This is a genomic window from Mesorhizobium sp. M0019 (assembly GCF_040323975.1).
Taxonomy (GTDB): domain Bacteria; phylum Pseudomonadota; class Alphaproteobacteria; order Rhizobiales; family Rhizobiaceae; genus Mesorhizobium.
This window is the reverse complement of record NZ_JAMYVK010000001.1, coordinates 16570-30632: the sequence shown is the minus strand read 5'-3', so window position 1 is coordinate 30632 and position 14063 is coordinate 16570. Positions and strand designations below refer to the sequence as shown.

Below are 14063 nucleotides of genomic sequence, written 5' to 3'. Positions count from 1 at the left end.
AGCCACTTGTAGGATATCCTGCAAGCCCATAACAAACCTGCTGCCTCCGAATGAAGATTACCCTCGCCGGCTCGAGCCACTGGCACGCCGAAATACACCTCGACGCCGCACGCTTTTACGGCACGGAGATCACCGGTATCTGGGACGAGGATCCTGGCCAAGCGCAAGCGTTCGCCGCGCATCACGACCTGCCGTTTATCGAAGATTTCAAGGAGATACTCTCCAGCCCGCCGGATGTGATCCTGTTGATGGGGCACCCTTCGATGGTGCCGGCGCGGGCACGTGCGATCATCGCGGCAAGGATACCGCTGATCCTGGAGAAGCCGGCGGCCAGCCATACGAGGGAACTGATGGCGCTGCGCGACCTTGCCAGGCAGCACCAGGCTTTTGTCGCTGTTCCCCTGCCCAACCGTTTCGGGCCGGCCGTTGCCGGCCTTGAACGGCTGCGCCGGCAAGGTCGCGCCGGCCCCGTGGCGCATTGCCAGTTCCGGCTGGTCAACGGCCCGCCGCAACGCTACATCGCCGACGGTGTCGCCTGGGTGCTCGACCCGGCGGTTGGTGGCGGGGGTGCGTTGAGGAATCTCGGCATACACGGCGTCGACGCGGCACTCAGCCTCGCAACCGGCAAGCTCGGCCTGAAAAGCGTTTCGATCGCGAACCGCATCCATCCCGGCCCGGTCGAGGATCACGCACTTCTGGTGCTGGAAGACGAAGCCGGCGCGCTGTTCATCGTCGAGGCCGGTTACACCTTTGCTTCGATGCGCCCCGGCGGTGACTTCGAGTGGCGCATCGTCAGTGCCAATGCCACCCTCATCGATCATGGCGACCATGTTATCTGCGCAACGCTCGACGACGCGGCAATCGTCGACTTGCCGGTCGAACTGCCGGCAACGCGCTATCGTCTGTTCATGCGCGATACGCTTGACCGGCTGGCCAGAAAGGCGCCTCCGCCGGTGTCCATCGAAGATTATGTTGCGGCGATGTCGCTGATCGACGCCGCTTATCAAAAGGCAGGACCATGATTGGAATAGGAATTATCGGCGCCGGCGATTTCGGCGCAGCCCATGCGCGGGCAATCCGCGAGGTTGGAAATATTCGCCTCGTCGCCGCCTCTCGAGGAAATGCCGACGCACTGCAGCAATTCACCGCTGAACATGGCGGCCGCGGCTACGCGGACTGGCGAAGGCTGCTGGACGACAAGGAGGTCGATGCGGTCCTCATTGCCAGCCCGCACCATCTCCATGCCGAAATGGCCATCGGCGCGGCAAAGGCCGGCAAGCATATCCTGCTCGAAAAACCGATGGCGCCGACGGTGGCTGCCTGCGATGCGATCAACGCCGCCGTGGCCAAGGGTGGCATCAAGCTGATGGTCGCCCACCTCATGCATTTCGCCCTGCCCTGCATGGCGGCCAGGCAAATTCTGGAGGAAGGCGAGCTCGGCCGGCCGCTCGCCGGATCGAGCTGGATCATCAAGCTGTGGATGGAGCACAATCGCCGCGACTGGCATCTGCGCAAGGCGACCGGCGGCGGCATGCTGTTGACGGCCGGCATCCACGCGGTCGATCGCCTGGTCTGGCTGATGGATGACGATGTCGTGTCGGTGAGCGGCATGCTCGGCGCCAAGTTCCATGACCAGGAAGCAGACGACAGCGCTCTGCTCGGATTGCGCTTCGCCGGCGGCGGCATCGGCCAGGTGCAGAGCGTCGGCTATCGCACCGGCGCCACCACCTATGCCATGGATCTGGTCTGCGAGCGGGGAACGCTGCGCATCGACATGGACCGCGGCACCATGCTTGGCCGCGAGACGGTCTGGACCGAGCTGCCCGGTTCCTTTGAGCCGAACTGGATGCATAACGCGCTGGTGCGCGAATGGAACGCAATGCGCGATGCCATTGCCGATGACACGCCTGTGCCGGTCGACGGCATCTATGCGCGCAAGATCATCGCTATTATCGAGGCTGCCTTCGCGTCGAACGAAACCCGCCGCGAACACGAGATCGCCGGTGGACGCTGACCTCGACGACCATCTGGCCCGCTTGCCCGCACACGCACCGCGCGGCATCTGGGGCGCGGTGATGCTGGCCATCGACGATCGCGGAGCGATCGACTGGCAGGCGACGGAAGAGACGATCGCCCGACTCTGCGCCTCAGGCGTCGACGGCGTCTATTCCAATGGCACGGCCTGCGAATTCCATTGCCAGACCGAGCCCGAATTCGACCGGCTTTGTGAGTTGGTCGCAACCATAGCCGGCCGCGCGCGCCTTCCTTTCCAGATCGGCATCAGCCAGTCCAATCCGCGCGTTGCGCTGGAGCGACTGACGCGGGTCGCCGGACTTCGCCCGGCGGCGGTGCAGTTCACGCTGCCCGACTGGTGGCCGCCCAGCGACGACGAGGTCATGCGCTTTGCCGGCGGCCTGTGCGACGCCGCGCCTGAAACGCCGCTGGTGCTCTACAATCCGCCGCACGCCAAGCGCCACCTGACGCTCGACGGCATCGCCAGTCTGCGTGCGGCCGTGCCATCGCTGGTCGGCGCCAAGCTGCCGGGCGGCGACGCCGGCTGGTATGCCGACATGCGCCGCAAACTGGACGGATTTTCCGTCTTCGTCCCCGGCCACACGCTGGCAGCAGGCTATGCTGGAGGGGCCCATGGCAGCTATTCCAACGTTGCCTGCCTCAACCCGAAGGGCGCGATGATGTGGTGGCAGATAATCCGCACCGACATGGCCGCCGCTGCCGAGGTCGAGGCCCGCACAAAGGCCTTCCTCGCCGCACATGTCCTACCGTTTCGCACCCGTTACAATGTCGGTGATGCAGCACTCGATAAGGCGATGGCGGCGGCCGGCGGCTGGGCGCCGCTCGGCCCACGACTGCTCTGGCCCTACAGCTCCGTTCCCGATCAGGAAATACCGACGCTGGCCAGGGCGGCTCACGCGGCTTTCCCGGAATGGTGGTAGACCTGTCACCAAGGCGCGGGACGACGGAGGCTCTTCAGCAGCCGGCGCGTGCTCCCTGTGTCGCGCGTGACGCAAACGCCCCCGGCTGAGGGACATCGGCCTCGCGCCGTGCCAGCGAATTGCGCAGCAGTGCGATCGCCTCGCGGCTGGCGGTCGCAATCTCGCGTGGCCTGTCGATGCCGACGATCATGAACTCCTTGATCCCCAAAGCGGCGTAGGAAAGCAGCGAAAGCGCGACCTGCGCCGGCGGCCCGGCAAGTTCGAGCGCCTTCTGGCAGGAAGCGGCCGGTTTGTCTTCCGAACGGATTCGGACGGGAAGCGCGAAACGCAGCTTGCCGGCCCGGCCGTGTTCGGCAGCAGCGCCGCGTACGCGCTCCATTGACTGGCGGATTTCTGCAAGTGAGCCAGGCGCCAGCTCGAACACGTCCGCATGCCTGCCCGCGACCCTGAGCGCAGTGCCCGACTGCCCGCCCATGCGGATGGTCACATCGGCACCATGCGGCCCCTTGCGCGGCACATAGCCGCCTTTGATGCTGTAAAAGGTGCCTTCATGGTCGAACGGCCTGTCGTTCGACCACAACCGCTTCAGCAGCACCAGATATTCGTCGATGCGTTGCCAGACCACCGTATGGCCGGCCGGACGTGCCTCGGCATCGTCGTCGCTCAGCGGCTCGCTGAGCATCCTGAGCGACAGCCGGCCACCGCTTCTCGCGTCGAGGGCAGCGAGCTGCCGCGCCGCCACGGTTGGTTCGATCACGCCTGCCCAATGCGTGAGCACGACCTCCAGGGACGAGGTCCGGTCCAGCGTCTGGGCGGCAAGGTCCATATTGGTCAGCAGCCCGGCCTGGTCGTCGATGACGATCTTCCGGAATCCGGCATCCTCGATCAGTGACAGCTTCGTCGCGGTCTCGACAAAGTCGTAGAAAAAGCTGGCGTTGGTGGCGTGGATCTTACCGGGAACATGCGTGAACTCGATTGGCATTGCCATCTCCTCCATCACGTTGGAATCAGGGCGCGCAAAAGCGCACCGACATTCGGTTCATCAACTCCGGAATTTCTGCAAACGGCAGGCCGCTATCCCGAGGAAGCCTCGATGATCAGAGCCTTGACAATCAGGGGATCAGCCCCAGTACCACTGCCCCGGTGAATACAAACGCAAGGGCAAAGACGAGATAGGCGAAAGCGCCGGCATAGGCCGGCCGCCACACCTGGTCGGAACCCAGCCTTTGGCCTTTGCGGGCAGTCTGAGCGTTCTGGCTATAGGACATATCGACCTCCGTCTCGGCGCTTAATCTATAAAATCAGTAGACTTTGTCGAGTGCTATTTTCGCGCGATCCTTAGAACAATTTTCTCCAAATGATAGACACATTAGTGCTTTTACTGCTTAGCGCTGCCTTTCGAGGCATGCCAGGGTGACGGCAGGAAACGTCAGGTCCATGTGTCTGTGGCTCCTTGGCCATCCAATGGATGAGGGATAGCATCGCTTCAGCGGAAAGCCGCGACGTCACGGCAAGGCAGCAGGGAGCAAACCATGGGCACAAGACTGGCCGGCAAGGTCGCCATCATTTCGGGCGGCGCGACGGGAATGGGCGGTGCGGCCTCGGAGCTTTTCGCGGCCGAGGGCGCCAAGGTGGCGATCGTCGACCGCAACGGCGAAGCGGCGGCGGCCACCGCAGCGGCGATCAGGCAACGCGGCCATGTCGCCGAGCACTGGGTCGCCGACGTATCGGATGAGGCGCAGGTCGAAGCGGCGGTGAAGGGCGCGACGGAAAAATTCGGCCCGGTCACGGTTCTGTTCAACCACGCCGGCACCCTCGTCATCAAACCCTTCCTGGAGACCACGCTGCAGGAATGGGACTGGCTGCATGCCGTCAATGTGCGTTCGATGTTCCTGATGACGCGTGCCGTGCTGCCCGGCATGATCGCCGCCGGCGGCGGTTCCATCGTCTGCACCTCGTCGATCTCGGCGGTGGCGGCGACGCCGATGGAGGTGCTTTACGACACCACCAAGGGCGCCTGCCATATGTTCGCGCGTGCCATCGCCGTCGAGTTCCGCGACCGCAACATCCGCTGCAATGCGGTCTGTCCAGGCTTCATCAGGACACCGCATGGCCTGCGCGAGGTCGCCGATCTCGACAAACTCGGCGTCGATGTCTCCGACGCGGCAATGGCGGCGCAACAAGGGCGGATCGGCGAGCCGGAAGAGGTCGCGAAGGCAGCCCTGTTCCTGGCCAGCGACGAGGCCAGCTTCGTCAACGGCGCCCATCTGTTCGTCGATAACGGCTTCACCGCGATGTGAAAGGCGAAGCGCCGCTACCGCTCTTCGCGCCGGAACGGCTTGAGCAGCGCCGACGGGGCCACCGCATTGCGCGACATCACCGCCATAGCGACGATGGTGAAGATGAACGGCAGCATCAGGAAGGCCTCGTAGGGGATATGGCCAAGCCCGCTCGCCTGCATGCGCAACTGCAGGGCATCGACGAAGGCAAACAGCAGTGCCGCGCCTGCCGATCGCCACGGATCCCAGCGGCCGAAAACGACGAGCGCGATTGCCACCCAGCCACGCCCCGAAACCACGCCGAAGGTGAAGGCGTTGAATTGCGCCATCGACAGGAAGGCACCGGCCAACCCCATCAAGGCACCGCCGAGGATCACCGCCTGGAAGCGTGTTGCAATGACGCTGACGCCGGCAGAATCGGCGGCACGCGGGTTTTCGCCGACCATGCGCACCGACAGGCCCCAAGGCGTGCGGTAGAGCACGAAGGCGGCCAGCGGTATGGCCAGCATCGCCATGTAGACCAGCGAGAACTGGTTGAACACCGCCGGCCCAAGCACCGGAATGCCGGACAGGATCGGGATCGGCAGCGTCTCGAATCCCTTGATGTTCGGCGGTACCGATTGCTGGCCGAAGATCAGCCGGTAGAGGAAATAGGCAAGGCCGGAGCTAAACAGCGTCACGCCGATGCCGCAGACATGCTGGCTGAGGCCGAGCGCTACAGTGAACAGCGCGTGCACGGCGCCCATCAGCGCCCCGGTCAGCACCGCCGCTAGCACGCCAAGCCAGAGGCTGCCGCTGAGGCTCGCCGCGGTGAAGCCGGTCATCGCCGACAAAAGCATGATGCCTTCGATGCCGAGATTGAGCACCCCGGCGCGCTCGGAGAACATCTCGCCCAGCGTCGCGAAGGCTAGCGGCGTGGCGATGCGGATGATCGCGGCAAGGAAGCCGACCTGGAAGATCTGTTCCAGCACCACGCTCATTTGGCTATTCCCACGCGGCGGAGGCGATAGGCCGTGAACAGCAGCGCCACCAGCATGGCAAGCAATGCGGTTCCCTGAATAACATCGCTGAGGAAGGCCGGAACGCCGGTGGCCCTCGACATCGCCTCGGCGCCGGTCATGACGGCGGCAAGGAAGATCGCCGCCGGCACCACGCCGAGCGGATTGAGCCTCGCCAGCATGGCGACGACGATGCCGGAATAGCCATAGCCCGGCGAGATGTCGCTCATCACCTGGAAATGCACGCCGCCGACCTCGCCGACGCCCGCAAGGCCGGCCAATGCGCCAGACAGCAGCGCCGTCGAAATCAGCACCCGCTCGACATTGATGCCGCCATAGCGCGCCGCCTCGGGGTTTTCGCCGGTGACCCTGATGCGGAAGCCGAGCGTGGTGCGCGCGACCACGAACCAGATGACCGGTGCGGCGACCAGCGCCGCGACGACCCCGAGATGCAGCCGCGTGCCTTCGAGCAGCACCGGAAAATTGGCCGTATCCTCGATCGGCGGCGAGATCGGGTAGCCGCTGAAACTGTCCTTCCATGGCCCCTCGATCAGCGCCATCAGTGCGTAGAAAATGACCGAGTTGAGCAGCAGCGAGCTGACCACGTCATCGACCCTGAATTTTACCCGCAGCGTGGCGGGGATCAGGGCGACGGCCGCGCCGGCGGCGGCACCCGCCAGCGCCATCAGCAGCATGGCGAGCGGCCCCGGCATCGGGATTGCACCGACGGCACAGCTCGCCACCGCACCAGCCAGCAATTGCCCTTCGGCGCCGATATTCCAGAATTTGGCGCGGAAGGCGACTGCCACGGCAAGTCCGGTGAAGATCATCGGGGTGGCACGCACCAGCGTTTCGGTGACGGCGTAGCTGTCGCCCAGCGACGCCGAAAACATAACGCCATAAGCCTCGACGACGCCGGCGCCAGCCAGTGCAACGAGGCCGCTGCACAGGATCAGCGTCGCGCCGATGGCGAGCAGCGGCAGCGCCAGATTGAACCAGGCGGGCGTTGAGGTGCGGGCCTCGAGACGGAACATCAGGCTTTTCCCTCCGCTCCGGTCATCATCAACCCGAGTCTGGCGATGCTGGCGTCGGCGCTGTTCAGCGTGCCGACGATGCGGCCCTCATACATCACCGCGATACGATCCGAGAGCATCAGCAACTCTTCCAGATCCTCGCCGATGACGACGATGCCGCAGCCCTTGGCGCGCATGTCGAGGAATTTTTCGTGGATGAAGCGCGCGGCGCCGATATCGAGGCCACGAGTCGGCTGCGAAACGATCAGCACCTTCGGATCGAAAGCGAGTTCGCGCGCCAGAAGCGCCTTTTGCAGATTGCCGCCGGAAAGCGCCCCGGCGCGCGTCATCGGCCCCGGGCAACGTATATCGTAGGCCTTGATCTGCGCTTCGGCGAAGGCGCGGATCGCATCCGGCTTGAGCAGGCCGTTGCGGCTGAACGCCGCCGTGCCGATGCGCGGCAGCACCATCGAATCGGCGAGCGGCAGATTGGTGACCAGCCCTGTCGTCATACGGTCTTCCGGGATGCGGCCGAGGCCGAGCGCCTGCACTGTGCTCGGCGAGAACCGCGAAACCGTTTTGCCGGCTATGGTCATCTTCCCGGCATCGGGCGCACGCACGCCGGAGATGACCTCGGCAAGCGCGCGCTGGCCATTGCCGGAGACGCCGGCGATGCCAAGGATCTCGCCGCCACGAACCGACAGCGAAACATCGCGCAGCGCCATGCCGGAATGATGAGATGTCGAGATACCGTCGAGGGTCAGCACGGCCGCACCGGGCATCGACGGTCCTCTGGCCGGAGGCACGATCTCGTGGCCGCACATCAGCCGCGCCATCTCCGAGGACGTGGTGCTGGCCGGCGCATCGACGCGGCCGGCAACGCGCCCATGCCGGAGCACGACGCAGCGGTGCGTCAGCGCTCGCACCTCGTTGAGCTTATGCGAGATGAAGATGATGCCGAGCCCTTGTGCCGTCATCGAGCGCAGCGCCGAAAACAGCCCGTCGACCTCGGTTGGTGCCAACACCGCCGTCGGCTCGTCGAGGATCAGCAGCCTTGCGCCGCGAAACAGCGCCTTGACGATTTCGAGCCGCTGTTGCTCGCCGACCGACAGCGCCGAGACGGGGAGGTCCGGGTCGAGCGTCAGCCCGTGCTGGCGGCCGATCTCGGCGAGCCGCGCCAGCCCGCCGGCGCGGTCGATCCGGCCCGATCTGCCGGGAATGCCGATCAAGAGGTTCTCCAGCACCGAAAGCCGCGGTGCGAGATGAAAATGCTGGTGCACCATGCCGATGCCGGCGGCCAGCGCATCGGCCGAACTGTTGATCGCCACCGACCGGCCCTGCACCAGGATCTCGCCGGCATCGGGCGCATAGGCGCCGAACAGCACGTTCATCAGCGTCGTCTTGCCGGCACCGTTTTCGCCGAGCAGCCCGAGGATTTCACCCGGCGCGACGCTGAGATCGACGGCTTCGTTCGCCTTGACGGCGCCAAAGCTCTTGGAGATGCCGCGCATTTCGATGAGAGGGGCAGGCGTTGACAAGGGTGCTCCCGATCGGAATTGGCTTACGATTCAGCTTGGACCTGCGGGTGGCGCTCGTCGCACCCCCCTCTGGCCTGCCGGCCATCTCCCCCTCAAGGGGGGAGATCGGATGTCACTTCTGCTTTCGCAAATCGTCAACGCTGAAGAGGAGGGCGCTGTCGGCGAAGCTGCTAATCTCCCCCCTTGAGGGGGAGATGGCCGGCAGGCCAGAGGGGGGTGCGACAAGCACCAACCCCAAAAGACAGAGCCCTAATCCGAGACCGGCGTATTCTCATCGACGTCGACGCGGAAATTGCCGTCGAGGATCTCTGCCTTCTTCTTCTCGACCAGTTCCTTGACCTCGGCCGGCAGCGTCTTGTCGAACTTGTGGTAGGGCGCGAGGTAGGAGCCGCCCTTGGCCATGCGCGAGAAATCGCCGTAATCCTGCGCGGTGAAGACGCCGGCCTTGACCAGCTTGATCGCCTGCTCGACGGTCGGATACATGTCCCAGACCGGCCCGGTGATCACCGTGTCGGGGCCGAGGCTCGACTGGTCCGACATGTTGGAGATGGCGAGGATCTTCTTCTCCGCCGCCGCTTCGATGACGCCGAAGCGCTCGGCATAGATGATGTCGACGCCGGCATCGATCTGGGCGACGGCCGCTTCCTTTGCTTTTGGCGGATCGAAGAACGAGCCGATGAAGGCGACCTTCTTCTTGATGTCGGGATTGACCTCCCTGGCGCCGGCAAAGAAGGCGTTGACCAGCCGGTTCACTTCCGGAATGCCCATCGCCGCGACGGCGCCGACCGTGCCTGACTTCGACATTTTTCCGGCGATCATCCCGGACAGATAGGCCGGCTCGTGAATCCAGTTGTCGAAAACGCCGAAATTCGGCTCGGCCGGCCCGGCGCCGGAGCCGAACAGGAAGGCGGTCTTCGGGAACTGCTTGGCGGTCCTACGCGATTCGCGCTCGGCGGCGAAGGCATCGCCCAGCACCAGCTCATAGCCGCCCTGCGCATATTCGCGCATGACGCGGCTGAAATCGGCCGTCTGCACCTTCTCCGACCATTTGTATTCGATGCCGAGTTCCTTCTCGGCCTTCTGCAGGGCAACGTGGATCTGGTTGTCCCACGGCTCCTCGATCGGCGTGGCGAAGATCGCCGCCACTTTCAGCTTCTTGGTCTTGGCAAAGGCGCTGCCCGGCAGCATCGCCGCCGCCAGGCCGAGCGCGCCCAGCTCCAGCACGTTGCGTCGCGAAAGCCCTTCGCGTTTCGATTGGATTCTGCTCTTCCCGTTGTCCATTGCATGCCCCTCTGATTGGCGCCGTGTCGAGCCGGCTCTCTTCTCCGGAATATCGGCGAAGGAACTATGGAGCGGTGCCCGGCTTTTGTCCACATGGTCAAATTTGAGTGGGCGGAACGCGCCATTAGATGGCCCGGCAAATCGACGCTTGCTCACAATCTCTCCAGCGCCACCGCGATCCCCTGGCCGACCCCGATGCACATGGTGGCAAGTGCATAGCGGGCGCTACGTTCGCGCAGCTCCAGCGCCGCCGTGCCGGTGATGCGCGCGCCGGACATGCCGAGCGGATGGCCGAGCGCGATGGCGCCACCATTCGGGTTGACGTGCTCCGCATCCTCGGCAATGCCGAGCTGGCGCAGCACGGCGATGCCTTGCGAGGCGAAGGCCTCGTTGAGCTCGACGACGTCGAATTGCTGCGGCGTCAGGCCGAGCCGGGCACACAGCTTTTGCGTGGCCGGCACAGGGCCGATACCCATGATGTGCGGCGCCACGCCGGCGGTGGCACCGCCCAGAACACGGGCGATCGGCGTCAGCCCATATCTTTTCGCGGCTGCTTCCGAGGCGACGATCAGCGCCGCCGCGCCGTCATTGACGCCCGAGGCATTGCCGGCCGTAACCGTGCCGCCTTGTCGGAACGGCGTCGGCAACTTGGCCAACGCTTCGATCGACGTGCCCCCGCGGGGATGCTCATCTCTGTCGACAACGACCGGATCGCCCTTGCGCTGCGCGATCGTCACCGGCGTGATTTCCTTTGCCAGCCGGCCATTGGCTTGTGCGGCTACAGCCTTGTCCTGGCTGCGCACGGCAAATGCGTCCTGGTCGGCGCGGGAGACAGCGAACTCTTCCGCCACGTTCTCGCCGGTCTCCGGCATCGAATCGACGCCGTATTGCTTCTTCATCAGCGGATTGATGAAGCGCCAGCCGATCGTGGTGTCGTAAATCTCGGCATTGCGCGAAAAGGCGGTCTCTGCCTTCGGCAGCACGAACGGAGCGCGGCTCATCGATTCGACGCCGCCTGATATCATCAGCTCCGCCTCGCCGGCCTTGATGGCGCGGGCAGCAATTATCACCGCATCCATGCCCGAACCGCAGAGACGGTTGACGGTCGAGCCCGAAACCTCCTTGGGCAGGCCGGCCAGCAGCAGCGCCATGCGCGCCAAATTACGATTGTCCTCGCCGGCCTGGTTGGCGCAGCCATAGACGACATCGTCGATAGCAGCCCAATCAATGCCTGGATTACGCTCGACCAGCGCCCTCAGAGGTATCGCGCCGAGATCGTCGGCACGGACCGCCGACAGCGAGCCGCCGAAGCGCCCGATCGGCGTGCGGATGTAGTCGCAGATATACGCCTCGGCCATTATGCCGCCTCTCTCTTGCACTGACGATTTCTGCTCCCGGCCCGCCATCTTGGCCGCATTCTCCTTGAGACGAAAGCACATCTCGCTGCCGGCCGTTAGGCCAACGAGAATTTCAGCTGCCGCCCGCCGGGAGCGGCGGATCAGCCGATGCTTTCTCCACCGTCGATCACCAGCGCCTGACCGGTCATGAAGGACGAGCGGTCGGAGACGAGGAACAGGATCGCTTCGGCGATTTCCTCCGCGCTGGCCCAGCGCTGCATGGGAATTTTGGTGCGGACATAGTTCTCGATCGCCGCCCGCCCGCCCATCTGCGCGATGAACGGCTCGTTGAAGGGCGTATCGACCCAGCCGGGGCACAGCGCGTTGATGCGGACATTGTGTTTGGCATAGTCGAGCGACATCTGCCGGGTCATCGCCACCACTGCATGTTTTGACGTTGCGTAGGCGATCATTTCGCGGTCGTAGAACACACCCGAATTCGAGGCGGTATTCAGGATCACCCCGCCGCCTTGCGCGATCATCGACGGCATGACCAGCCTGGCCGCGAGGAACTGCGCCCGCACATTGATCCGCCAGGAGGCATCCATGCCGTCGGCGCCGACTTCGGTCAGCGTGCCGCCGACCTGGATCCCGGCATGATTGTGCAGGATGTCGATCCGCCGATGCCGCCCCAGCGTTCCCGCAATGAGCTGCTCGACCGCCGCATCCTCGCCGACGTCGGTGGCGACGGCCTCGGCCCGACCGCCGGCCGCACGAACGTCGGAAGCGGTTGCTTCCCCCGCCGCCTGGTCCCTGTCGGCGATCACCACGAGCGCGCCTTCCCTGGCCATCATCATGGCGCCGGCACGCCCGATCCCCGACCCGGCACCCGTCACCACGGCGATGCGATCTCTCAGAATCATGTTTTTGTCTTTCAGTGTGATGGTTTTCGTTGCCGCAGTTGCCATTGGGCAAGCACAACGAGCAGAACGGAGGCGACGAGCACGATCGTCGCGATGGCATTGATCTCCGGCGTGACCCCGCGCCGGATCGAGGCGAAGACATAGATCGGCAATGTCGTCTGTGCGCCGGCGACGAAGAAAGCGACGATGAAATCGTCGAAGGAGAATGTGAAGGCGAGCAGGAAGCCGGCGATCACCGCCGGCATGATCTGCGGCAACACGATGCTGCGGAACGTCGTCAGCGGGGTAGCGTAAAGATCGCTCGAGGCCTCGACCAGATTGCGGTCGAGGCTGCCGAGGCGCGTGCCGACAATCATCGCCACCAGCGCCATCGAAAACAGCCCGTGCGCGGCGATGATCGAGCCATAGCCGAGCGCCAGGCGCGGTGGCTGGTCGTTCGGCCACAGCGAAGCGACAAACGGGTTGACCACCCCGAATAGCTGGACCAGCGCGACCAGCGTCGAGATGCCGATGACGACGCCAGGAACGACGATCGCAGCACCCAAAAGCGCATCGAAGACGGCTCGCGTCCGCGCGCCGACACGCGCCAGGCCAAGCGCGGCCGCCGTGCCGCACAGCGCCGCCAGCAAGGCGCTGGTCGTGGCGATGAACAGGCTGTTCTTCAGCGCTTCGACCAGGAACGGGTTTGCCAGGGCCTTGCCGTACCATTGCATCGAGAAGCCAGTGAACTCGCTGGCGTGGTGGCCGGCGTTGAACGAAAACAGCACCACCAGCGTGATCGGCAGGTAGAGAAAGGCAAAGACCGCAACGACGAAGGCACGCATCAGATCAGGTCCACCCGGCGGGCACCCGAAAGCCGGGTCGAAATGCGGTTCGCGGCAAGCAGCACGACCACTGAAACCGCCACAAGTGTGATGGCGATTGCCGATCCGAATGGCCAGTTGCGCGATTGCAGGAACAGATCGACCAGCGCGTTGCCGATGAAGAAGACCTTGCCGCCGCCGAGTAGCGTCGGGATCAGATATTCGCCGAGCAGCAGGATCATGACCAGCGAGAAGCCGGTCATCACACCTGGCAGCGACAGCCGCAGCGTCACGCCGAGGAATGTCGAGATCGGCGTCGCGCCGAGATCGGCGGAGGCCTCCAGCAGCCGGCGGTCGAGCCGCTCGAGGCTGACATAGATCGGCAGGATCATCAGCGGCAGATAACCATAGACGATGCCGAGCAGAACCGCTCCCGGCGTGTTGATCAGCCGCACGTCCTCCAGCCCGACATAGGCCAGCAGAGCTGGGATGCCGCGCCCGCCAAGCACATACATCCAGGCATAGGTTCGCATCAGCAGGCTGGTCCAGAACGGGATGACGACAAGCGCCAGCAGGATCAGCCGCCACCGTTCCGGCGCGCGCAAAGCGAGGTAATAGGCGACCGGATAGGCAACGAGAAGACAGGCCAGTGCGCCCGCCGGCGCCAGCATCATGGTGTTCCAGAAGGCGGTCGCCCGCGCCGGAAGATTGGCATACTGCGCCAAGGTGAAAGCGGCCTGATAGCCGCCTTCCGGCGCCCGCTCGCCGACGCTGAAAACGGCGATCGCCACGAACGGCAAAACTAAAAACACCACCAGCCACGCCGTTGCTGGACCGAGCAGCAGGGCGGTCAGGAGATTGTGACGAAGGAAGTTGCTGCGCATTGAAAAAACCGCCCCGGTGCCGGCGGACATCTGTCCGCCGGGGAGTTGCCTGC

Annotated in this window: 14 protein-coding genes; 4 read left to right on the top strand and 10 right to left on the bottom strand. The window is 64.6% G+C overall.

Features of this window, described 5'->3' with window-relative positions; genetic code table 11:
* Positions 1-50 precede the first annotated feature (50 nt).
* The 3 genes from NKK47_RS00135 to NKK47_RS00125 are packed head-to-tail and all read left to right on the top strand — an operon-like array spanning position 51 to position 2954.
* On the top strand, positions 51-1022 hold the full coding sequence (locus NKK47_RS00135; RefSeq protein ID WP_031212079.1) for a Gfo/Idh/MocA family protein: 972 nt from the start codon (positions 51-53) through the stop codon (positions 1020-1022).
* Positions 1019-2014 (top strand): Gfo/Idh/MocA family protein, encoded by a 996-nt coding sequence (locus NKK47_RS00130; RefSeq protein WP_023678173.1) that lies wholly within the window; start codon positions 1019-1021, stop codon positions 2012-2014. The genes NKK47_RS00135 and NKK47_RS00130 overlap by 4 nt, the downstream gene beginning before the upstream one ends.
* A complete protein-coding gene (locus tag NKK47_RS00125) occupies positions 2004-2954 on the top strand; it encodes a dihydrodipicolinate synthase family protein (RefSeq protein WP_352574553.1) in 951 nt (316 codons plus the stop codon). The genes NKK47_RS00130 and NKK47_RS00125 overlap by 11 nt, the downstream gene beginning before the upstream one ends.
* Before the next feature lie 34 nt (positions 2955-2988).
* Here NKK47_RS00125 and NKK47_RS00120 read toward each other — a convergent pair whose 3' ends face one another.
* Complete coding sequence (locus tag NKK47_RS00120) at positions 2989-3936, bottom strand: LLM class flavin-dependent oxidoreductase (protein WP_352574551.1); 948 nt, start codon at positions 3934-3936, stop codon at positions 2989-2991.
* 130 nt (positions 3937-4066) lie between these two features.
* Positions 4067-4222, bottom strand: coding sequence for a hypothetical protein (locus NKK47_RS00115; protein WP_023678176.1), 156 nt, complete (start codon positions 4220-4222; stop codon positions 4067-4069).
* A gap of 264 nt (positions 4223-4486) precedes the next feature.
* On the opposite strand from NKK47_RS00115, the gene NKK47_RS00110 reads away from it, so the two are divergent.
* Positions 4487-5254: an SDR family NAD(P)-dependent oxidoreductase gene (locus tag NKK47_RS00110; protein WP_352470743.1), complete on the top strand. Its 768-nt coding sequence runs from the start codon at positions 4487-4489 to the stop codon at positions 5252-5254.
* 14 nt (positions 5255-5268) lie between these two features.
* Here NKK47_RS00110 and NKK47_RS00105 read toward each other — a convergent pair whose 3' ends face one another.
* From NKK47_RS00105 to NKK47_RS00070, 8 genes are all read right to left on the bottom strand, one after another.
* The gene (locus tag NKK47_RS00105) at positions 5269-6213 is read right to left on the bottom strand and encodes an ABC transporter permease (RefSeq protein WP_352574549.1); all 945 of its coding nucleotides are present in this window, start codon (positions 6211-6213) and stop codon (positions 5269-5271) included.
* On the bottom strand, positions 6210-7265 hold the full coding sequence (locus tag NKK47_RS00100; RefSeq protein ID WP_352574548.1) for an ABC transporter permease: 1056 nt from the start codon (positions 7263-7265) through the stop codon (positions 6210-6212). Before NKK47_RS00100 ends, NKK47_RS00105 begins: the two co-directional genes overlap by 4 nt.
* Entirely contained in the window at positions 7265-8755 is a 1491-nt protein-coding gene (locus tag NKK47_RS00095; protein WP_502904969.1) for an ABC transporter ATP-binding protein, read from the bottom strand. The genes NKK47_RS00100 and NKK47_RS00095 overlap by 1 nt, the downstream gene beginning before the upstream one ends.
* A gap of 276 nt (positions 8756-9031) precedes the next feature.
* Positions 9032-10063, bottom strand: a complete 1032-nt coding sequence (locus NKK47_RS00090; RefSeq protein ID WP_352574546.1) for a BMP family protein — start codon at positions 10061-10063, stop codon at positions 9032-9034.
* Between the two features lie 152 nt (positions 10064-10215).
* Positions 10216-11421, bottom strand: coding sequence for a 3-oxoadipyl-CoA thiolase (pcaF, locus tag NKK47_RS00085; RefSeq protein ID WP_352574544.1), 1206 nt, complete (start codon positions 11419-11421; stop codon positions 10216-10218).
* Between the two features lie 140 nt (positions 11422-11561).
* Positions 11562-12323 carry an SDR family NAD(P)-dependent oxidoreductase gene (locus NKK47_RS00080; protein ID WP_352574542.1) on the bottom strand — a complete coding sequence of 254 codons (762 nt, stop codon included), beginning with the start codon at positions 12321-12323 and terminating at the stop codon, positions 11562-11564.
* Between the two features lie 11 nt (positions 12324-12334).
* On the bottom strand, positions 12335-13147 hold the full coding sequence (locus tag NKK47_RS00075; protein WP_352574540.1) for an ABC transporter permease: 813 nt from the start codon (positions 13145-13147) through the stop codon (positions 12335-12337).
* Positions 13147-14010: an ABC transporter permease gene (locus NKK47_RS00070; protein ID WP_352574538.1), complete on the bottom strand. Its 864-nt coding sequence runs from the start codon at positions 14008-14010 to the stop codon at positions 13147-13149. The genes NKK47_RS00075 and NKK47_RS00070 overlap by 1 nt, the downstream gene beginning before the upstream one ends.
* Positions 14011-14063 lie beyond the last annotated feature (53 nt).